Source organism: Xenorhabdus khoisanae, from assembly GCF_001037465.1.
Classification (GTDB): Bacteria; Pseudomonadota; Gammaproteobacteria; order Enterobacterales; family Enterobacteriaceae; genus Xenorhabdus; species Xenorhabdus khoisanae.
In genome coordinates, this window is the sequence record NZ_LFCV01000026.1 from 24193 (window position 1) to 46702 (window position 22510).

Consider the following 22510-nt stretch of genomic DNA (forward strand, 5'->3'; position numbering starts at 1 on the left):
CTTAATTCAGGCGTGGTTATCTCGTGGAGACTTAGCCCAATACGCCATAAAATTAATTAACGTTCGATCTAAATGACGCTCTTGGAGTAAATAACGGCGAAGGTTTTTTACAGCAGATGATTCTGCCGCGACCCAAGCATAAAACAGGCTTGCTTTGTTCTCACCTTCTGCTCTTTCCCACAGAGTTCCGTCATTGGAAGTGACTTCAGTTAAGGATTGTTCTTCAATAAACACGGATTCAGGAAGAGTCACGTGCTCGCGTACTGCCTCTAACAAACATTCGCCGTATGTATATCCTTGTTTGGCTTTACGGGGTAACCAAAATACATTGGCGAATTTGAATTGTTCTACATTGAGGCAATCTTCCGGTTCAGGAACTTCAAAAAATGCCTGTACGCCGGGTGGATTTTCGAGCAGTGATAATTCTTCAAGGATACCTAATGCCGCTGGCAATGCCGTTTCATCGGCAATCAACAACACCTGATCGACTTGAGCTGACGGTTTCCATTCGCAACCATCCGCTCCGTTCATTGGGCTATCATTGATATCTGTTTTTGGTGCAACAATCTGTAAAGGTTCTCCTGGATTAGCCTGCCGCAGCCAATTGGATACAGGCGTGTCTCCACCATGTAAAACAAATTCGATATCCATTTCATTGTCTTCCGCGCGTAGCGCCCTTAATGTGTAAGTTCTCATCCAAGGACGTTCTTCTTTAGGGATAGACATGTAATCACTATACCAATCTTTCCCCTCCTTGACTTTTAATGAAGGGTTACTTGGCTGAGGAAACAGTAACTTTATGCGTTGATCAGGTGCATATCGCTGCATTTTATGCACTTCTGAGCCTTCGAAAACACAGCGTAATATGGATGGTGATATGGTAATCCGCTCTTTCAGGCGCAAGTTAAAAATAGAGTAGGCTGAAGACATAATATTATCGTAACAAACAAGTTTGTTATTCTCATTATTAATAAAGTGTTATCAACACTAGTTCAAAAGAAAACCAAAATCAATCATGTAATGATAATTATTCTCATGTTCGTTATTAATCGCTATTTTGGCTAAATGAACTAATTTATCCCAACTCTCTACTTCGCCTGCTCGCGCGCCAGTAAAAAGAGAATTCACTGTGTTGATGTATAGAACCCTGCTAAAAAATAGCTACATCAACAGATTATCCGGCGGCACAACATAGATAGCCGAATACGGAAAAATCATTCGGCTATCTATCTACGTTCGATTCAAAAAGACACTCGATTCAAAAACGCCAAAACGCTTTCGAGCACAAAATCAGTATTGGGTAAATTTCCAGCCTTCCCAACAACATGGCGGCACACATCATCCATTTCGCTGCCGCATCAAGATTACCAAAACCTTGTGCTGTGGCACCATATCCTATACCCATGTTATTGATACAAGCCGCAACAGTGGCAAATGAAGTCACCAAATCATAACCGAGCAGGTTCAATGCCCAGATAAAAAAGCAACTGAAAAAGACATAAAGGAAGAAAAAGCCCCAGACAGAACGCAGCACCCGTTCCTGAACCACTGATTTACCAATTTTGATCGTTGAAATGGCATTTGGATGAATGAGTTGGTTAATTTCGCTAACACTCTGCTTTGCCAAGATCATAAAGCGAAGCGCTTTGATACCGCCACAGGTTGAGCCTACGCAGCCGCCAAAAAAACTGACCGCCAATAGCATCAGTATGGTATGAGGGGGCCACTGGGCATAATCAGCGGTTGCCAAACCGTTATCTGTCATCATGGAGCTTGTCATGAAAAAGCCATGAATGAATGAGTCTTTCACTCCATACATACCTGAACGGTATAGCTCCAACCAAATAATGCAAACCACACCCGCCAGCACAAGCAAGAAGAATTGCAATTCAGCATTTTTTAGCAGTGGTTTCAGGCTCCTGCGTGTCAGAGCAACGAAATAAAGCGTAAAGTTGACTGCCGACAATACTGAGAAAATCCCCCCCACCATTTCAATGGCTGCACTGTCATAATAACCAAGGCTTTCGTTACGGGTTGAAAATCCCCCCAAAGAAACGGTTGAGATACCATGACAAATAGCATCAAACCATGACATGCCCGCAGCCCAGAAACTGACCGAACATAATCCCCCCAGCAACAGGTAAACAACCCATAAGCTTTTGGCACTGTCTGCAAGACGCGGGGTCAATCGTTCTTCTTTGAAAGGGCCGGGCATTTCTGATTGATAGAGTTTTGTGCCACCGATTCCCAATAATGGCAAGATGGCAACAGCAAGGACAATCACTCCCAGTCCACCGATAAAATTGAGCTGGGCGCGATAATAGAGTACCGAATTAGGCAGTGCAGACACATCATTCAGCACCGTTGCCCCTGTCGTCGTAATGCCTGATATACCTTCAAACATTGCGTCCACAAGGTTAATGTTCAGGCTCTTGTCGAGCATAAAAGGCAGGGCGCTGAGTAACGAAAACAGCAACCAAAATAGCACAATGATAAGAAATCCATCTTGCGTACTGGGTTGCGCTTTGGTTTTACGAGTGAAATACCAGCCGGCTCCCCCGACAGTCAACCCAATGACAAATGTTTCAAAAAAAGCAAAAACACTTTTTTCCTTATAAAACAGAGCCACGAAAATAGGCAGTAACATCGAGAGACTATAAAGGAGCACCAGGAAACTACAAAGGTGCCCAACAATTAAAAATTGGTTTTTTTTGACCATCTGTTAGCTCAAACAGAGATTAAAGGGAAAATCATCAAAATATATAACCATAATAATACAAAATAAAAATATATTCGTCTAATTAACAATATTATTGCTTTAAGGCATTCTCAAACTGGTGGGAATCATCTTAGGACGTTATACTGGCGGGCACTTTTTGTTAACGAATGATGATGTCCCATTGCAACATAACACTGTTATTTTACGCCAGTTAGGTATTCAGCCTTACGAGCCGGTTTCTGATGCCATGCACCAGTTCACTGAGCAGCGTACTGCGGAAACACCTGACGAAATCTGGCTTGTCCAACATGAGAAAGTATTTACACAAGGCCAAGCCGGTAAAGCTGAGCATGTACTTGCGCCAGGAGATATCCCTGTTATCCAATCGGATAGAGGTGGTCAAGTCACCTATCATGGCCCAGGTCAACAGGTTATGTATGTCTTAATTGATTTGAAACGTTCAAAAATTGGAGTTCGCCAATTGGTCACTTCAATTGAAAATACAGTGATCGAAACTCTGGCTCATTTTGGTGTAGAAGCGTACGCCCGCCCAGATGCCCCCGGAGTTTATGTTTCAGGCAACAAAATATGTTCCCTTGGGCTGCGTATCCGTAAAGGATGCTCTTTCCACGGTCTGGCACTGAATATTGCAATGGACTTACAGCCGTTTTTCCGCATTAATCCGTGCGGCTATGCTGGCATGCAAATGATCCAACTCAGTGACTTTGTCACAGGAGTGACCATTGAAGATGTACAACCCATTCTGGTGGAAAAATTCTGTCAGATCTTGGGATTTCAACTCGTCGATGAAAGATGATATAATTTTTTAACATTTTTCAAAAAAATTTGAATGGATTTATTGCTTCGATCGCCTTGTCATACACATCAGGCAGTAAGTCAAAATCTGAAGAATATAACTGGAACCGGCACGATTATGAGTAAACCAATTCAGATGGAACGCGGTGTCAAATACCGCGATGCAGACAAGATGGCTTTGATCCCTGTGAAGACAGTTGCCACAGAACGTGAAGCACTCTTGCGTAAACCTGAGTGGATGAAAATCAAACTTCCTGCGGATTCCAGCCGCATTCAGGGCATCAAAGCTGCAATGCGCAAAAATGGGTTGCATTCCGTCTGTGAAGAAGCCTCCTGCCCTAACCTTGCTGAGTGCTTTAACCACGGAACCGCCACCTTTATGATCCTTGGCGCCATCTGTACCCGTCGCTGCCCATTCTGTGACGTAGCACATGGTCGCCCGAATACACCTGATGCAGATGAACCCATCAAACTCGCGCAAACCATTCAAGACATGGGATTACGTTATGTTGTGATCACCTCTGTTGATCGTGATGACCTGCGCGATGGCGGTGCACAACATTTTGCTGACTGTATCGCAGCCATTCGCGAAAAAAATCCTTCGATTAGAATCGAAACTTTAGTGCCAGATTTCCGTGGTCGCATGGATCGTGCACTGGAAATCCTGACCGCAACGCCACCTGATGTATTCAACCATAATCTGGAAAACGTACCTCGGGTTTATCGTCAGGTTCGTCCGGGCGCTAACTATGAGTGGTCATTGAAACTACTGGAAAGATTCAAGGAAGCTCACCCTGATATCCCGACTAAATCAGGTCTGATGGTGGGATTGGGCGAAACCAATGAAGAAATTTTAGAAGTTATGCGTGACTTGCGTCGTCATGGTGTCACCATGCTGACTTTGGGACAATATTTACAGCCAAGTCGCCATCACTTACCAGTCCAGCGTTATGTAAGTCCGGCTGAATTTGAAGAAATGAAAGAAGCCGCATTAGAAATGGGCTTTACCCATGCAGCTTGTGGCCCATTTGTTCGTTCTTCTTACCATGCCGATTTGCAGGCCAAAGGTATGGAAGTCAAATAATCTATTGCCATCACCAATGATGAATATTGTATTTGCTGTATTTATCGGTGGTGGCTTGGGTAGCGTGTTACGCTGGCTCATCAGCCTCCGCCTAAACGCCCCTTCTTCCCCAATTGCCGTTGGTACGCTGACGGCTAATTGCATCGGCGCATTTATCATTGGATTAGGGTTGGCTTATTTCAATAAAACGACGCACCTTGATCCTGTTTGGAAATTAATGCTAACCACGGGCTTCTGTGGCGGCCTGACGACCTTCTCTACCTTCTCCGCTGAAGTGGTTTATCTATTACAGGCAGGAAAGATAAGCTGGGCACTGCTTGCTGTGCTGGCAAATGTGATAGGCTCGTTACTGATGACAGGGCTTGCTTTTGCCGTTATGAACAAACTTTAGTGCCCTGCTAAAATTCAACACTGACAAAAGATAAAAAACCCGTTGCTAAGAACGGGTTTTAAGAATACGGGGGTTGAAATTAGATTGCGACAACGTTTGCAGCAGATGGACCTTTTTCACCCTCAGTAATATCAAACTCTACTTGTTGACCTTCGGTCAGAGTCTTGAATCCGTTAGACTGAATGGCGGAAAAGTGTACAAAAACATCTTTACTACCATCTTCTGGAGTGATAAAACCGAACCCTTTGGATTCATTAAACCACTTAACGTTACCTTTAATTTTTGACATCAAACTTACCTTTAATAAAAAAAGACACAAACTTAGCGTCATGTACAGTACAACAAATAATATAGTCTATTGTCTGCAACATAGATCACGAAATATATACAAAGTGCAAAAAAACGTACTTTTCGTTTAGTCACATTGACTGATTTTATACGCCAATAGTGATTTCACAAATAAATTAGCGTCTTATTTCAGCTTTGTTTACTTTTTGCCTTTCTACCTTTTTCATGTTCCAGCAGCCATTCTTTGATATCCAACCCGCCGGTATAACCAACTAGCTTACCATCATGACCAATTACTCTATGGCAAGGTACAATCAATGAAATTGGATTGCGTGAATTTGCCATGCCGACCGCACGACAATAATTTACTGAACCCAACGTTAGTGCCAATTGTTTATAACTCCACATCTCACCATAAGGAATGTTGCATAGCTGCTGCCAGACTCGTTTCTGGAATTCAGTTCCCCGCATACTTAAAGGGACTGTAAACGTCAGCCGCTTTCCTTTGAAATATTCCTGTAACTCTTTTGCACACTGCTTAGTAATCACATTCTTAGATTCTAGTTCTTTCTTTTCATTAACGAAATAAATGCTCGTTACTCCTTCATCATCCGCAGTGATATGTACATAAGGCTTGGGAAATCCTTCTGGAGTATTCAGGTAATGATGGTACATAAACTACCTCCATTTAATTTATTATCGAAAATTTCAGTACTAGCCTAAATCCCTCGTTCATCAATTTGCAATGATGAATTCGGTTACACATCTGACAATTTGATAAAGAAACCATCGCGCCCTCTGACAATTAAAATTATGGCTCTGCCAATAAGTTATGACACCTTATTTTTAATGCCGATCATTTAAAAAAGCTAAAAACACCACATATAGATAAAATATTCTTAATTAACGCTATATATAGCAGTGATTTCAAAAATGAATTATCTCAATATGATACACAAGTGTTAGTTTTTATTATTGTTAATAATATATACCACCAAGAAATTTTACTAGAAGCGTTATCATTTATGGCAAACACTGTGGTATAAAACCAATAGATTGTGGTAAATAAACTCACCCAGCCAAACAACAAATGAATGACGAAAGGCATACACTACACTGTACGCCATGAATCAATGATGCGAAAAACCTTGTTATATCTAGCTATTAAAAGCTTTCACAGCAAAATAGGATGTGATGAAGATTATTCATTACTGAAGTGAACTCCTGTCTCCTGCCATGCTTCTGTTTCCTGCATGCCCCTGTTTTCTATCGTATTCCTGTTTTTTTGTCATATTAGCTAATGACAATCATCGACTTCATTTGGTGGGGGAACGTCTTTATTCAGTGGCACTACGATTTAGTGTTTATCAAGCTTGGATTCACATAACCAATGACAAGAATTATAAATAACATCATTATCAGAAATCACATCACTTTCAATCTTGAATAGCTACCTTTCTATAAAAACAATAATTCAAAAAATCAATAAGATAAACATGGACAAATATTTAATTAAGATAATTTACACGGTTAATTTTTTAAATTTAAAGAAAAAGTCAAAAAAAACCAATAAATATGATTCACACCATCAAGTCATATTAAAAACCATCGCATCGCAGACAAAAAATTAATTAAATAACAAAAAGATATAAAAAATCACACCAGATTAATTTCTTACCTCAAAAAAACCTTAATCAAGTTGATATATAGCCTTGCTTATGAATTCATCAATCTCTTATAAGAAACGTCAATTATTTCTTAATAAATCCAGATAAGGTATTGTCCGTTTATTTCGATATGTTAGGGTATGTATTGGGAAAATAGCATTGGAGCAACCAAATACAATATATCATCAACAACAGGAAAATATTTTTACATGACAATTAAACTTGAAGTTAAGAACCTTTATAAAATATTCGGTGATCCTCCTGAACCAGCATTTAAATTATTATCTTCTGGCCTCAGTAAAGAGCAAATATTTGAAAAAACAGGATTAACCGTCGGTGTGCAGGATGCCAATCTGGCTATTGAAGAAGGCGAAATATTTGTGATCATGGGGTTATCTGGTTCAGGTAAGTCCACGCTAGTACGTCTTCTCAATCGCCTGATAAAGCCAACCAAAGGTCAGGTACTCATCGATGGCGAAGATATTTCAGCCATGACAGAAACCCAGTTACGCAATGTTCGCCGTAATAAGGTCAGTATGGTTTTCCAATCATTTGCACTCATGCCGCATTTGAATGTTTTGGAAAATACTGCATTCGGAATGGAACTTGCCGGTATTTCCAAAGCAAAACGTCATCAAAAAGCACTTGAAACGCTGAAACAAGTAAATCTGGAAAATTATGCTCTGTCATATCCCGACGAACTTTCTGGCGGTATGCAACAACGTATTGGATTAGCCAGAGCATTAGCCAACAACCCCGATATTTTATTAATGGATGAGGCATTCTCAGCTCTCGATCCTCTGATCCGCACCGAAATGCAAGATGAATTATTGCGCCTACAGGGAGAGCAACAGCGCACTATTGTTTTCATTTCCCACGATTTAGATGAAGCGATGCGTATCGGCAATCGTATTGCTATCATGCAAGGCGGTATCGTTGTACAAGTAGGTACACCTGATGAAATCCTGAATAATCCTGCGAATGATTATGTCAGGGCTTTCTTCCGTGGCGTAGACATCAGCCATGTGTTCTCAGCAAAAGATATTGCCCGCCGCCGACCAGAATCTCTACTCTATATCACCGCAGGTTTCGGTCCCCGCTCTGCTCTGAAAGTGTTGGATAATGAGGATAGAAACTATGGCTATCTGATCGAAAAGGGCCAGAAGTTTATTGGCGTAGTGTCTGTCAATTCTCTACAACAGGCATTGGCAGAGGGAAAAACCATCGAACATGCCATATTGGAAAAACCAACTGCTGTCTCCGCAGAAACTCCACTGAATGAATTGATATCCACCGTGGTGCAATCTCCCTGTGCAGTTCCTGTTGTTGGAGATAATGGCCGTTATTTAGGCGTTATTTCCAAAGGAATTTTGTTACAAGCCTTAGATAAAGAGGCACCCAATGAAAAATAATCCTCCACAAATAAACACTGATTCGACAATCATCAGTGATCCCTGGATGGATACTGCCACTGCCTCTCCATCAGGAAACTATGATTGGCTAAATACAACCAGCGATATCCCGCCAGAGCACTTTAATATCATGTCACCTTTTCAACACAAACTCATTCCGTTTGATTCATGGGTGACCAATATTGTCGATTGGATTGTTGTGCACTTCCGACCTGTGTTTCAGGCAATCCGCGTTCCCGTAGATTTTATCCTCAATGGCTTTGAACAATTCCTGATCACAACACCAGCCCCCATTACCATTGTGTTTTTTGCATTTCTGGCATGGCAGCTCGCTGGAGCAAAAATGGGCGGCATTTCCTTCATTTCACTGATTCTCATTGGTGCAATTGGGGCATGGTCAGAAGCCATGATAACCATGGCATTGGTACTTACCGCCCTGCTGTTCTGTATTCTGCTCGGACTGCCTCTCGGGATTTGGTTAGCTCGCAATGATCGGGTTGCCAAAATGATTCGTCCCTTGTTGGATGCTATGCAGACAACACCTGCTTTTGTTTATCTGATCCCAATCGTGATGTTATTCGGTATCGGTAATGTGCCAGGTGTCATGGTAACTATCATTTTTGCTTTACCTCCCATGATTCGGTTGACAATTCTGGGAATCAAACAGGTTCCCGATGATTTGATTGAAGCTGCCAAAGCATTTGGTGCAAGCCCACGGCAAATGTTGTTCAAAGTTCAGCTTCCACAAGCCATGCCTACAATTATGGCAGGAGTGAACCAAACATTGATGCTAGCACTTTCCATGGTTGTCATTTCTTCTATGATCGCAGTGGGTGGTCTGGGACAGATGGTTTTGCGCGGTATTGGCCGTCTTGATATAGGGCTGGCATCTGTTGGAGGAATGGGAATTGTCATTCTTGCCATTATCCTTGACCGCCTGACTCAATCTCTGGGAAAAAATACTCGAGCCAGAAAAGGCCATTGGTATCACTCAGGACCAATAGAATTACTGAACCTATTGTTATCCTCAGCCAAACAAAAATTTTCTTACCCCAAAAATCCACAAAAAAAGATATCTGGCCCGATATATAACGGAGGAGATAATCATGCGCAGCATGATAGCTTTATGCAAAAAAATCATAAATAAGGGGGCAGTCTTAGGAGTAATCCTGTCAGCATTCATGAGCCTTTCCTTATTTGCTGCTGAACTTCCGGGCAAGGGCATCAGTGTACAGCCACTCCAAAGTACAATCAGTGAAGAAACATTTCAGACATTAATTGTCTGCAAGGCATTGGAAAAACTCGGTTATGACGTCAAACCAATCAAAGAGGTTGATTATAACGTCGCTTATGCTTCCATTGCCTCCGGTGATGCCACTTTTATGTCCGTCAATTGGGAGCCGCTCCATAATGCTCAATATAAAGCGGCTGGAGGCGATAATATATTTTATCGCAAGGGAAAATATGTCGAAAACGCGGTTCAAGGGTATCTCATCGATAAAAAAACCGCAGAACAATACCAAATCACCAATATAGCCCAGCTCAGAGATCCTAAACTTGCTAAGCTGTTCGATAGTAATGGAGATGGCAAAGCAGATTTAACCGGTTGTAATCCTGGTTGGGGGTGTGAAAAAGCGATTAACCGCCAGTTAAAAGCTTATGGATTGAAAAATACCGTGGAACATAACCAAGGAAACTATGCTGCCATGATGGCAGATACTATTGCCCGTTATCGGGAAGGCAAACCGATCCTTTATTATACCTGGACACCTTATTGGGTCAGTGATGTACTGAAACCCGGAAAAGATGTCATCTGGCTGCAAGTTCCTTTTTCTGCCCTCGGCGATGGCGAATCCATTGATACTCAATTACCTAACGGCCGTAACTATGGTTTTCCTCCCAGTACCATGCATATCGTGGCAAACAAAGCATGGACAGAAAAGAATCCCGCTGCCGCAATGCTTTTTGCTGTCATGAAATTACCGGTTACTGATATCAACGCGCAAAATCAGCGTATGCACAGTGTTAAAATTTCTGAAGCTGATATTGAACGTCAGGCCGAAGGCTGGATTAAAGCACACCAGAAAACCGTGGATGGCTGGTTAAACGCAGCCAGAAATGCAGCTCATCAAAGCAATTGACTCTCTGCACTTCCTCTATACCAATAGCGCCGTGAAAATATTAACAAAACTTCACGGCTTTCCTCTTTTTATCTCAAATTCGCCTTAAACCCTTTATTCTAAATAACATTAGTTAAATAATTTATACATTTCATATTTTCACTTTCATCATATTTTGTTAATGTTACTTTATCTATTAACAAAAAAACAAAATATTCCATGCAAACATCCGATAAATCCGCACCTGACATACCAATATCTGATACATCCCCCCTCGAAGAACCTCACCCAAACGGAATTTCTTCATTCAAAGAAGGGATTTTTGATAGTCTCCCTATTGTCATCGGCTATGTTCCCATCTCGTTTGCATTTGGCCTAAGCGCAGTCAAACTGGGGTTTACACCTTTAGAAGCCATATTTTTTTCCTGCGTCATTTATGCAGGGGCCAGCCAGTTTGTGATCACCGCCCTACTTAGCGCAGGTATGTCATTGTGGGTTTCCGCCTTAACGGTGATGGCGATGGATATTCGCCATATTCTGTATGGCCCTGCTTTACGCTATCGCATTAAACAAACCTTATCAGAAAAGAAAACCATTATTTGGGCTTTTGGCCTGACAGATGAGGTTTTTGCCGCAGCAACAACTAAATTAATAAAAGACCAGCGCAGTTGGAGTGAAAATTGGATGATCGCCATTGCCCTATGTTCTTGGCTCTCTTGGGTGCTGGGTACTGTGGCAGGAACTGTATTGGGTAATGGTTATCTGGACTCATATCCAGCGATTGAAGCAGCAATGACGTTTATGCTTCCCGCACTGTTTCTCAGTTTCTTATTAGCCTCCTTCAAAAAACAGAATAGCTACTGTGTTACCGCTGCCTTATTGGGAGCTTTAGTCGGTGTGACACTTTTCTCAATCCCCATCGCCATTCTTGCAGGGATCATGGGAGGCTGTTTAGCAGCCCTTCTGCAAGCCAAAAACGCACAGTTGAGTAAAAGCACATCATATGATTGATAATAAAATACTTCTTATCGGCCTTATTGTGGGCATTGCCAACTTTCTATTCCGCTATCTTCCCCTGCGTTTAGGTGCTAATCGCTCACCTACCGCAAAAGCGGGAAAAATGGGCGTCATACTGGATAGCATTGGCGTTGCATCAATTTGCTCGCTTCTCATCGTTTCAGGTATCCCTGACGTGATGAAAGAACACAATAAATTGATACCAACCCTAATAGGGTGCCTGACTATCTGCTTATGTTTCTACAAAACCAAAAGCATCATCATTTCCACACTATCGGGTGCTGCTGTTTTTGGGGTAATATTCAAGGTATTTATGAATTAGGTATCAATATTTAAAGAAATATGATGATAATAAATAACTACAATTGCTAAATTTAACTTTTAATATAGTATTTGTAGGGTTTTTAACAGACGTTACTTTACCGGTTGAAACTAATAAGGTATCTAAACAATGGAAAGTTCATTCACTCCCACAGAAGAGTTACTTAATTGCCGTGTTGCACAGCAAAAAAGTTTGCCCTATCAAGAGATATTACTCACTCGCTTGTCAATGCATGTCCAGAGCAAAATTCTGGAAAATCGTAACAACATGCTGAAAGCACAAGGAATCAATGAAACCTTGTTTATGGCTCTGATGATTCTGGATACCAAAGAAAGTCGTAGTATTCAGCCATCAGAACTCAGTGCGGCATTGGGCTCTTCCCGTACAAATGCAACCCGAATTGCAGATGAATTAGAAAAGCAAGGCTGGATAGAAAGAAAGGAGAGCCATAATGATCGCCGTTGCCTCCATCTTCATCTAACCGAAAAAGGTTCAAGTTTCTTGAATGGTTTACTCCCACCCCAGCATGAGTGCCTGGTTAAACTTTGGTCCATTCTCGAACTGGAGGAGCAAAAACAGTTAGAAAAATTGATGAGAAAAGTATTGAATCAATTAGATAATATTGGTGATTGTTTTAATAAGTAATCATCTCTATTTCTGATCAGTTTTGAATCAATAAACATGTTATAGCAACATGACCTAAAAAAACTTTTCCGCTAGCCAGTATCATCAGATACCTCATATGGCTAACTATTATCTTCAGATAATATTTGAATCCATATCGCTCACGCCTCCAGTAGTGTCTACACACTACTGGAGGCGTGTTTAGTGCAGTCATCACAATAATATTAGTGAATAAAAAATACGGAGATTCTCTATGAGTGCTAGTGAGAACATGCAGCTCTCGCCGTCAAATCCAAAAACGAGCCAAAAAAGTAGTAATAAGAAACGGCAGCGCCGCAATATCATTACGTCACTGACGCTACTCTTCCTCACTCTTGGTGTCATTTATACCGTTTACTGGTTTCTCGTTTTACGTCATCACCAAGAAACTGATAATGCCTATGTAACAGGCAACCAAGTACAAATCATGTCGCAAGTTGCGGGAAGTGTGATTACCGTTAATTTTGACAATACTGATTATGTAAAAAGTGGGCATGTCCTGATACAGCTTGATGCCCGTGACGCTGAATTAGCTCTGAAAAAAGCTGAAAATGAATTGGCGAATACTGTTCGAATCACTCATCAGCGCATGATCGACAGTAAAAAATATCAGGCAACCATTGAGTTGAAAAAAATCGCGCTCAAGAAAGCACAAAGTGACCTTAACCGGAGAGAAGTGCTGGGAGCCAAGGAAATGATCGGCAAAGAAGAGTTGCAACATATGCGTGAAAATGTTTCAACTGCTCAAGCAGATCTGGATATTGCCATTGCGCAATACAAAAGCAATCAGGCAACTATTTTAGATACACCATTGGAAAAACAACCTGCTGTTGAAAAAGCCGCATCTGGTGTTCGTGACGCCTGGCTTGCTTTACAGAGAACCAAAATTGTCAGCCCTGTCGATGGCTATGTTGCACGCCGTAGCGTTCAAGTTGGTTCCCGCATTAATTCAGGGACACCACTAATGGCTATCGTTCCTGCCAACAATATGTGGGTTGAAGCCAATTTCAAAGAAACTCAGCTTGCAAATATGCGTATCGGGCAACCAGCCACAATCATCAGTGATTTCTATGGCAAAAATGTTGTTTATACGGGCAAAGTTGCAGGTATTGATATGGGAACCGGTAGTGCCTTTTCTTTATTGCCGGCACAAAACGCCAGCGGTAACTGGATTAAAGTGATTCAACGTCTACCCGTCCGTATTGAGATTGATGCTGAACAATTAAAACAGCATCCCCTGCGCATTGGCTTATCAACAACAATCAACGTGGATACAGCAAACACCGATGGAACTACGCTGGCAACCACCGAACGCTCTCTTCCTGCCTATCACACAAATGCGTTGACGATAGATATGGTTCCTGCCAACCAAATAGTTACTGACGTCATTAATAGTAACTTAGGAAACCCGATTTAAGGGGAGAGTTATGGGAAACAGAGAACCACTGACAGGCGCAAAACTTGCCCTTCTGACCATTTCACTGGCAATGGCAACTTTCATGCTTGTTCTCGATTCCACCATTGCCAACGTTGCTATCCCGACGATTGCGGGTAATTTAGGGGCTTCAATCTCGCAGGGAACATGGGTCATCACTTCTTTTGGTGTCGCAAACGCCATTTCTATACCAATCACGGGCTGGCTGGCAAAGCGTTTTGGTGAAGTGAAACTGTTCCTCTGGGCTACTGCGATTTTTACGCTTGCATCTTGGCTATGTGGTGTTTCCAATAGCCTCGGTATGCTAATTTTATTCCGTATCATTCAAGGACTCGCAGCAGGACCGGTACTTCCTCTTTGCCAAAGTTTGTTACTCAATAACTACCCACCAGCTAAGCGAAACATGGCCTTAGCGCTTTGGTCAGTGATGATAGTTGTTGCGCCTATTTGCGGCCCTATCTTAGGGGGATATATCAGTGATAACTACCAATGGGGATGGATTTTCTTCATTAACATCCCCATTGGTATCGCTATTATCTTTGCCGTCATGCAAATATTGCGCGGCCGGGAAACAGAAACTGCGATTAAACCAATTGATATTGTAGGATTATTTTTGCTGGTGATTGGCATAGGTTGCCTGCAAACCATGCTCGACCAAGGTAAGGAGCTTGACTGGTTTAATTCTACCGAAATTATAATCCTCACTCTTATTGCAGTGATTGCACTGACATTCTTAATTATATGGGAACTGACTGATGATCACCCGATCATCGATCTATCGCTGTTTAAGAGGCGCAATTTTTCTATTGGAACATTGAGCATCAGTCTTGGCTTCATGATGTACTTCGGTTCGATTGTTTTGCTGCCACAATTATTGCAAGAAGTTTTCGGCTATACCGCAACGTGGGCTGGCTTTGCGGCTGCGCCTGTCGGGTTGTTGCCGCTGTTGCTTTCCCCAATTATTGGTAAATTTGGGCATAAAATAGATATGCGCTACATCGTGACATTCAGTTTCGTCACTTATACTGTTTGTTTCTATTGGCGGGCATATACATTTGAGCCGGGTATGGATTTTGCTACCGCTGCATGGCCTCAATTTTTTCAGGGACTTGCTATGGTATGTTTCTTTATGCCACTGACAACCATTACCTTATCAGGGCTTGCACCAGAGCAAATGGCTTCGGCTTCCAGTCTGTCAAATTTTACCCGTATATTGGCCGGTTCAATCGGCACATCCCTCACAACCACAATGTGGACACAGCGTGAATCGATACACCATTCAAACCTTACTGAATACATCAATCCATATAACCCGAATTATCAACAAATTCATCACCAATTAAGTCAGTTAGGCATGAATGATACGCAGATCGCAGCTTATCTGGCAAAACAGATCACCCAACAAGGATTAATTATTTCTGCCAATGAAATTTTTTGGCTGTCAGCAGGTATGTTCCTTATTTTGACATTATTGGTTTGGATGGCAAAACCGCCATTTTCTGTGGGGAAACAAGACCAAAGCGGAGCACATTAAAGTTATTGATTAGCTTTGATAGTAACGGGAGCATCCGCTCCCGTTATGAAAAATATTGGATTATGCTTACTATCAAGATGAATGATGATTCTCAGTAATAACTCTATTGATATATCACTCAATGAGACATGATGAAAAGATATATCGATGGGATAAAAAGAGATAAAAAATGTCTAACCGCTAATTAGAAATGTATTTATTGGGTAATTAGAAAACGAAATAATGTAATCAGGCGGATATTTCATATTCTCCTATTTTTCATCCTAAGCTATGGGTTTATATTTAGGAATAATCAATGGCTTGTTAGATTCAGGATCACGAATAATCCGACATGCCAAACCAAATACATCGGTAATATTTTGTACCGTTACAATTTCCTCAGGAACACCTTCTGCATAAACCTGACCATCTTTTATCATAATCAGACGCGAGGCGTAGCGCAGAGCAAGGTTAATATCATGTAAAACCAATACCAGTGTTTTACCTTGCCGATGCAAGCCCTGACAAAGATCAAGCAGCTCAATTTGGTGAGAAATATCCAAATAAGTTGTTGGTTCATCCAATAAAATAATTGGTGTCTGCTGGGCTAATGTCATAGCAAACCAAGCACGCTGACGCTGTCCACCTGACAGTTCACTCACCAATTTATGTGACATGTCCCATAAATCCACCGCCTTCAACGCTTCATTGACCACTCTCTCATCTTCTGCCGACCATTGACGCAGGAAAGATTGATAGGGGTAACGCCCGCGAGAAACAAGCTCATAAATTGTCAGTGCTTCAGTAACGACAGCGCCTTGTGTCAGCAAAGATAACTCACGAGCAACTGATTTAGGCTTATGATGGTGAATATTGGTTCCATCCAGCAAGACTTCCCCACGTTGGGGCTGCATACTGCGGCTGATAGCCCGCAGCAGTGTTGATTTTCCACATCCGTTTGGGCCAATAATGACGCTAAATTCACCATCATGAATGGCAAGGTTAACACCATTAATGATGGTTCTTTTACCGTATGCCAGTGAAAGATCATGGGCTTTCAGCCGTGAAACCATCTCAGGGGAATGATCATCCGATGACATTATCGCGTTCTCCTTAATTCGGAATACAGTAAATACATCAAATAGACTCCACCAACCACAGCCGTAATCACCCCCACTGGTAAACGGGCTGAAGTCGGTAATATCAGAGTCATTAAATCAGAAGCCAGCATTAGCAACGCACCCACCAACGCAGTACAAAACAGTGCAATACCCTTATTTCGCACCAAGCGGCGGGCAATTTGCGGGGCAGACAAAGCGATGAATGCAACTGGCCCTACGACCAATACTGACATGGTGGCAAAAGTTACGGCCAATAATATGCTGACAATCCGAATAAGACGCACAGGTACACCAAGAGTATTAGCCAGATCATCTCCAAAATGGGTGTAATTCAATTGCCTGCCTAACCAAAACAAAGCAGGAATGAAAATGACCATTCCGCTAATTAGTGCAACATTTCGCCAATTTTGACTGACAAGGCTACCTCTCAATAATGATTTCAGTTGTTGAGCCTGTTCAAGCCGGATATTCGAGGAAGCAAAATCGACAAATGCTGTACACAACGCAGCAATCGCAATTCCCGAAATAATGATCTTGTTAGCCGACATATTTCCGATTCCCGCGCTATTACCGAGATAAACCAACAAGACAGCAAACATAGCACCCAATAGTGCACCCAATGGAACAGGTAATACATCAGGCCAAACAACCATCGCCATTACGATCCCCACTGCTGCTCCACCATTAACGCCGATGATATCCGGGCTGCCAAGTGCATTACGGGTTGTGAGCTGAAAAAGGGAACCGGAAAGTGCCAATGTCATACCCGCACCAATTGCCACTAACGCCCTTGGTAAGCGGATATCCATAAGGATAAATTTCTGGTAAGGCGTTTCTATCAACAGAAAAGGATTATCAATCCCTTCCCTGCCCATAGCTAAAGACAGGTAAAAGAACACCACAATGAGCAGTAAAACAGAAAAAACTACCCTGCTCACTTGCCATGAAGGTGCAAGCAAAACAGCGCTTCCCAGTTTAAATGTTTTCGTTTTTGGTTGCTTAATTGGCGAATGTATCAGTGTCATCATTTATTCCGCCATCATTTTTTGGGCGCGACTTTTCGCAACCAGATAAAGTAGAGGCGCACCGATGCTCGCCGTAATAATGCCAACCATGATTTCTTCTGGCGCTATCAGTAATCGAGCAACCACATCCGATATTAGAAGCAAGCAAGAACCCGCAAGCAGGCAATAAGGTAATAACCAGCGGAAATCACTACCCACCAATGCTCGCATCAAATGAGGAGCAGCTAGACCAACAAACGCAATAGGGCCGGCCATTGCTGTCGCAGCCGCCGCCAGCATTGTCGCACTCAGCAAAGACAATATTCGGGTTCGGGCAACATTTACTCCCAATGAGCCTGCAATCCCTTCACCAAAAACCATCACATTTAAGGAAGAACTCAAAGAAAGCGTTAATATCACTGCCACCAGCAAATAAGGAATCAGCAAGCTGGCATCACTCAATGACATGGCACTCAATGAACCGATAGTCCAAAAACGATAGCTATCCATCACTTGTGGATTTAATAATATGACACCCTGCACAAGTGCAAACAGACAGATATTGATTGATGCGCCTGTCAAGACCAACCGAGAAAGATGAGTACTGCGTGATCTTCCGCTAAGCAGGTAAAACAAAAGGGTAGACAAACTCGCGCCAATAAACGCAGTCCAAAACCGAGGTATTCCATCTAAAACAGGAATGAAAGAAAAGCAGACCACGGTAGCCGCTGCCCCTGCATTAACGCCCAGCAATCCGGGATCACCCAATGGATTGCGCAATAATCCTTGTATCACAGCCCCTGCCAATGCCAGTGCCGCACCAGCCATTAAACCAATCAATGTGCGAGGCTCACGGGCATTGATCACTAAATCGTAATAACTGCCACTATCTCCTAGCCAGTAATGTTGCCAGACTGCTGACAAAGGCAACGATTTTGAGCCTAAACTTAAGCTGGCCATAACACAAAAGCAAGTCAGCACGACCATGAACATCAACCCAAATGTAAGAGCAATTCGCCGTTTAGGGTTCATCATATTTTGCTGTCTCCTGCTTCAACAATTCCTGTTTTAACAACGGCATAAATTTGGGTAATCCCCAGCGTAAACTAAGGGGCGAACCATAGGACATGGACATCACAATGGACTGGTTGGTCAATGGAATATATCCCCCTTGACCAACAGCACGGATAGATCGAAATAAAGGCAGGGCCTCCGTTGCCTGACGCTCTTTTTCATTGGTGTACCACGTGACCAAAATATCAACCCCATTAAGCACGTCGGCATTCTCCAAACCAATATTGGCGGAAAAATTGCCGAAAGGTGCATTCAAGGAGCCAGCCAACGGAAATAGAGATAAACCGAGATGTATTAGCGTATCCACACGTGGATCGTTTTTGACGTAGAGCGATAAAGTATTACTGGTTGTTCCTGCTTTAATATAGGCAAAATGATAACGTGTAATATTCGGGATGGTGTTTCCCGCCTGAGTCAGCATGTTATCCAGCTCAACAACGAGCTTTTCACCTTGCTCTATTTTATCCAACGCTCGCGCCACCAGCTCAATCTGTTGTCGTGGTGTCGTCTGCCAAGGCTTTTCCGGATAAGCAACGACGGGAACAAAATGGGATAAATGCTCATAATGTTCCCTCGTGATACCTGATTGTGTCGCCAAAATTAAATCTGGTTTCAAATTGATGATCTTTTCAATATCCAATTCAGGATACATTTCAATAATGGCAGGTAATTCTGCGCCACGCCGCGCTATCTCCTCCCTGAACCAAGGCAAATATCCTTCGGCATCGCCACCCCAGCGATGAGATTCAATGCCAACAGGAATTATGCCCAGATCGAGCAAAATATCTTCAGTACCTGTTCCTAACGCCACAATCCGTTGGGGCGGCTGGTTAATTACCGCTGTACCTAAAGCAGTAGTGATTTCTTTGGGGTAACCAGTCCGGTTTACTGGTAAATGTTTCGGAGTTGACGATCTGTCGCAACCAATCAACAAACTTACCAGTAGTATCAACAGTACGATGACCAACAACTTGCAACATGTCAAAGCCATTGCCAGTTACCCTTTACTGTTTGTTGTTCAAGAAATTGTTGTTCGAGCGATTGTTGTTCAAATGGATAAAAATACATTGTCGCCGTCCGTGATTTAATTAAAACTGATAACGCAAAGTTGCTTCAACATTCCGCGGTGCACCATAGTAGTACTGGGTATAGCTACCAAATGAGGTGTAATATTTCTTGTCGAATAAGTTATTCAGATTCACTGTCAGGGAAAGATCTGGCGTGAATTGATAACGTCCCATCAAGTTGACAGTGGCAAAACTACCTTGACCATCCTGGCGTACTTTTCCATCAGGCCCGGTAAGATCACGCCATGTTTTACCCTGCCAATTAATACCACCACCCAACGTTAAATCATTCATCACACCAGACAAAGTGTAAGTCGTGAACAATTTGAATAAGCGGTTTGGATCTTCTGTATTGGTACGCTTACCACCTGGCATGGTCGCGCGGAATTGGGTATAACCCGCATAAATACGCCAATCATCGGTAATCTGACCACTGACTTCAGCTTCAAAGCCTCGGGTTTTTACCCCATTGATTGCATAATAAACTCTGGCATTCTTTGGAATTTCGGGTGCTTTCGGTTTTCCAGAATTATCATCAACCGTGTAATTATTCTGACGAATTTCGAAAAGTGCCAATGAATAATCAAGACCGTTATCCAAGGCAACACCTTTCAGACCCAGCTCATAGTTTTCACCGGAGACGGGTTTAAGGAGTTGGTTACTACGGTCAATGCGGCTTTCTGGATCAAAAATTTTAGTATAACTGCCATAAACCGAGAAATCCGGTGTTATGTTGTAAACCAACCCACCATACGGTACGAATTGATCGCTATAACTGGCATTTTGTGACGTACCAAAGTTATCACCACGAGTTTTCCAACTGGTGACACGTCCACCAAGGATCAATGTAACTGGATCGGCTAAAGAGAGTTGTGTAACAGCATAACCTGCGGTTTGTTCAATATAGCCATGAGACCCTGTTGTTCTCTGCTTACTCCACGTTGGCTCAGCATAACTCCATGAAGATTTAGTAAAATCTCCTAAATATTTACAGTTATTCCTTTTCCCTGTATTGGCTTGATCGTTTTCATTTGGATTTTTCTCAAGCATACAAGTGGCATAATAGTAATCATTCTGGAAATTTTGTTTCTGGTAGTTCAAACCAAAGCTGGCGTGATGCGTGTGCCCTAATAACCTATAATTACCATTTGCCTGTAAATCGAAATTACGCTGGCGACGAGATCCGTCAATCAACGTCATATTACCCGGATACATCCCTTCATTCGTTGCACGTTCAGGGAAACCGGTCGCCCATAATACTTTTTGATCAAGAGAGTTATTGTCATAAGTAAAGGTACCTTTCACACTCCAGCCATTATCAAATTTGTGTTGCAAGCTGGTAAAAGTCGAAAACGAACGAACTTTGGAGAAGGCCCAATCAGGCGCATAACTGTTACTACGTTTGTAATCAGTTTTACTGCCATCTTTAAAATAAATCGGCAAACCACCAAACATTCCACCGCGGGTATGGTTGATTTGATAATCAGTGCCAATGCTCAGCAAAGTATTTTCTGTTAGATTCGCTTCAAGAATGCTGTAAAAAGGATATTTCTCATGTTTATCACGATCAATAAACGAATTGGAGCGCTCATAAGCAGTAACAAAACGCCCTCTGACAGTTCCGTTTTCATTTAATGGACCAGACAGATCAAGGCTAGTCCGCCACTTATCCCAGGAACCACCACCTAAAGTAGCCTCACCACGAAAATCACTGGTTGGGCGTTTGCGAATCACATTAACGGCAGCTGAAGGTGTTCCCGGCCCTACCATTAACCCCGCAGCACCACGAACGACTTCAAGGCGATCAATGATGGCGGTATCCAGTAAGTTATCACCATAGTTAAAACGGATGTCGTAAAAAGTAGGTACACCGTCACGCAACATATTTCTGACCGTCATTCCTCTTGAAGAAAAGGTAAAACGATCACTATCAGCCTGATGAACCGTCATGCCTGTGATGCTATCAATAGCACTCTTAACGCTATCCAGATTTTCATCCACCATACGCTGTTTAGTCATAACACTGACGCTTTGTGGTGTTTCACGTGCAGACAAGTTCAGGCCAGTCGATGTCACCATTGATGACGTGTTATACATGCCCGTATCTTCCGTGATACCTTCATGTTCTACCGATGCAGCCGTTACAACAATCCTATCCTCCTTCCTTTGTGCTTCTTCTGCCATAGCTACACTATTTCCCGCCAAAATGAGCAAAATCATTAGAGAAAGCACGATTCTTTTGGTTAAATAATTTGATTGCAAAATTGGATTAATCACTCTACTCATTCCGTTACCAAAATAATTTGTTGTTATGTTTACTTTGATGTTTCCATCACTCGTCTGTCTCAACAGCAACAGAATATTTTTCGCGTAAAGCATGAAGTGGGTTCACTAACATTCCAGCAAATTTCAGAATCTGATAGGGCGTACTGAATATCTCGTTGAGATAATTTTCAGGCCATTGAAATTTATCTGATGCAACAGAGTAAGCTTGCTCCTTGTCATAAACTACAAAGTGCCGATTGGTATATAGTCAGTTTTCCTTAACTAAATGAGAGGGTTGATATTCCCAATGAGTATTCAGCGAATGTATTTAATAAAATCTTCCATTCATATCCTGTACGCATTTGTTTCCATGCATAAATAGGGGGAATAGCGCGATACATCTCTATATAAATTCCTGGATATTGCTACCCAATCAGGGAGAGTGTTAACTCTGGCTCATGGTAGGTTATGGCCTTATCTTTTTTATTTTATTAAATGATAATTAAAATTATTACTATTAACAACCCTAGGA

20 protein-coding genes are annotated in these 22510 nt (G+C 42.2%); 11 read left to right on the forward strand and 9 right to left on the reverse strand.

Annotation, left to right across the window (positions count from 1 at the left end; translation table 11 throughout):
• Positions 1-6 precede the first annotated feature (6 nt).
• On the reverse strand, positions 7-930 hold the full coding sequence (locus AB204_RS04555; protein ID WP_047962200.1) for a siderophore-interacting protein: 924 nt from the start codon (positions 928-930) through the stop codon (positions 7-9).
• 328 nt (positions 931-1258) lie between these two features.
• On the reverse strand, positions 1259-2719 hold the full coding sequence (locus AB204_RS04560; protein ID WP_047962201.1) for a TrkH family potassium uptake protein: 1461 nt from the start codon (positions 2717-2719) through the stop codon (positions 1259-1261).
• A 181-nt stretch (positions 2720-2900) separates the two neighbouring features.
• Between AB204_RS04560 and lipB the strand changes: the two genes are divergently transcribed.
• The 3 genes from lipB to crcB all read left to right on the forward strand — a co-directional run bounded on the left by lipB (position 2901) and on the right by crcB (position 5010).
• Positions 2901-3536 (forward strand): lipoyl(octanoyl) transferase LipB, encoded by a 636-nt coding sequence (gene lipB, locus AB204_RS04565; RefSeq protein ID WP_047962218.1) that lies wholly within the window; start codon positions 2901-2903, stop codon positions 3534-3536.
• Positions 3537-3653: 117 nt separating this feature from the next.
• Complete coding sequence (gene lipA / locus AB204_RS04570; protein ID WP_047962202.1) at positions 3654-4619, forward strand: lipoyl synthase; 966 nt, start codon at positions 3654-3656, stop codon at positions 4617-4619.
• A gap of 16 nt (positions 4620-4635) precedes the next feature.
• A complete protein-coding gene (crcB, locus tag AB204_RS04575; RefSeq protein ID WP_047962203.1) occupies positions 4636-5010 on the forward strand; it encodes a fluoride efflux transporter CrcB in 375 nt (124 codons plus the stop codon).
• Between the two features lie 79 nt (positions 5011-5089).
• Here the strand turns inward: crcB and cspE are convergent, their stop codons facing one another.
• Together cspE and AB204_RS04585 are read right to left on the reverse strand one after the other, a co-directional pair.
• The gene (cspE, locus tag AB204_RS04580) at positions 5090-5299 is read right to left on the reverse strand and encodes a transcription antiterminator/RNA stability regulator CspE (RefSeq protein WP_047962204.1); all 210 of its coding nucleotides are present in this window, start codon (positions 5297-5299) and stop codon (positions 5090-5092) included.
• A gap of 188 nt (positions 5300-5487) precedes the next feature.
• The gene (locus AB204_RS04585; RefSeq protein WP_047962205.1) at positions 5488-5973 is read right to left on the reverse strand and encodes a methylated-DNA--[protein]-cysteine S-methyltransferase; all 486 of its coding nucleotides are present in this window, start codon (positions 5971-5973) and stop codon (positions 5488-5490) included.
• 1201 nt (positions 5974-7174) lie between these two features.
• On the opposite strand from AB204_RS04585, the gene proV reads away from it, so the two are divergent.
• From proV to emrB, 8 genes are all read left to right on the forward strand, one after another.
• Complete coding sequence (gene proV / locus AB204_RS04590) at positions 7175-8377, forward strand: glycine betaine/L-proline ABC transporter ATP-binding protein ProV (RefSeq protein WP_047962206.1); 1203 nt, start codon at positions 7175-7177, stop codon at positions 8375-8377.
• Positions 8367-9524 carry a glycine betaine/L-proline ABC transporter permease ProW gene (proW, locus tag AB204_RS04595; RefSeq protein WP_084728526.1) on the forward strand — a complete coding sequence of 386 codons (1158 nt, stop codon included), beginning with the start codon at positions 8367-8369 and terminating at the stop codon, positions 9522-9524. Before proV ends, proW begins: the two co-directional genes overlap by 11 nt.
• Positions 9484-10518 (forward strand): glycine betaine/L-proline ABC transporter substrate-binding protein ProX, encoded by a 1035-nt coding sequence (proX, locus tag AB204_RS04600; RefSeq protein ID WP_161796536.1) that lies wholly within the window; start codon positions 9484-9486, stop codon positions 10516-10518. The genes proW and proX overlap by 41 nt, the downstream gene beginning before the upstream one ends.
• Positions 10519-10716: 198 nt before the next feature.
• Positions 10717-11508: an AzlC family ABC transporter permease gene (locus AB204_RS04605; RefSeq protein ID WP_084728527.1), complete on the forward strand. Its 792-nt coding sequence runs from the start codon at positions 10717-10719 to the stop codon at positions 11506-11508.
• Positions 11501-11836, forward strand: coding sequence for an L-valine transporter subunit YgaH (gene ygaH / locus AB204_RS04610; RefSeq protein ID WP_047962207.1), 336 nt, complete (start codon positions 11501-11503; stop codon positions 11834-11836). The genes AB204_RS04605 and ygaH overlap by 8 nt, the downstream gene beginning before the upstream one ends.
• A 129-nt stretch (positions 11837-11965) precedes the next feature.
• Positions 11966-12481 (forward strand): transcriptional repressor MprA, encoded by a 516-nt coding sequence (gene mprA, locus AB204_RS04615; protein WP_047962208.1) that lies wholly within the window; start codon positions 11966-11968, stop codon positions 12479-12481.
• Between the two features lie 232 nt (positions 12482-12713).
• Positions 12714-13916: a multidrug efflux MFS transporter periplasmic adaptor subunit EmrA gene (emrA, locus tag AB204_RS04620; protein WP_200898197.1), complete on the forward strand. Its 1203-nt coding sequence runs from the start codon at positions 12714-12716 to the stop codon at positions 13914-13916.
• Between the two features lie 10 nt (positions 13917-13926).
• On the forward strand, positions 13927-15468 hold the full coding sequence (gene emrB, locus AB204_RS04625) for a multidrug efflux MFS transporter permease subunit EmrB (protein WP_047962209.1): 1542 nt from the start codon (positions 13927-13929) through the stop codon (positions 15466-15468).
• A 263-nt stretch (positions 15469-15731) separates the two neighbouring features.
• Here emrB and AB204_RS04630 read toward each other — a convergent pair whose 3' ends face one another.
• The 5 genes from AB204_RS04630 to AB204_RS04650 all read right to left on the reverse strand — a co-directional run bounded on the left by AB204_RS04630 (position 15732) and on the right by AB204_RS04650 (position 21933).
• Positions 15732-16547, reverse strand: coding sequence for an ABC transporter ATP-binding protein (locus tag AB204_RS04630; RefSeq protein ID WP_047962210.1), 816 nt, complete (start codon positions 16545-16547; stop codon positions 15732-15734).
• Positions 16547-17593 carry a FecCD family ABC transporter permease gene (locus AB204_RS04635; protein WP_047962223.1) on the reverse strand — a complete coding sequence of 349 codons (1047 nt, stop codon included), beginning with the start codon at positions 17591-17593 and terminating at the stop codon, positions 16547-16549. Before AB204_RS04635 ends, AB204_RS04630 begins: the two co-directional genes overlap by 1 nt.
• 3 nt (positions 17594-17596) lie before the next feature.
• The gene (locus AB204_RS04640; protein WP_047962211.1) at positions 17597-18607 is read right to left on the reverse strand and encodes a FecCD family ABC transporter permease; all 1011 of its coding nucleotides are present in this window, start codon (positions 18605-18607) and stop codon (positions 17597-17599) included.
• The gene (locus tag AB204_RS04645; RefSeq protein ID WP_047962212.1) at positions 18594-19637 is read right to left on the reverse strand and encodes an iron-siderophore ABC transporter substrate-binding protein; all 1044 of its coding nucleotides are present in this window, start codon (positions 19635-19637) and stop codon (positions 18594-18596) included. The genes AB204_RS04640 and AB204_RS04645 overlap by 14 nt, the downstream gene beginning before the upstream one ends.
• Before the next feature lie 97 nt (positions 19638-19734).
• Positions 19735-21933, reverse strand: a complete 2199-nt coding sequence (locus AB204_RS04650) for a TonB-dependent siderophore receptor (RefSeq protein WP_200898199.1) — start codon at positions 21931-21933, stop codon at positions 19735-19737.
• Positions 21934-22510 lie beyond the last annotated feature (577 nt).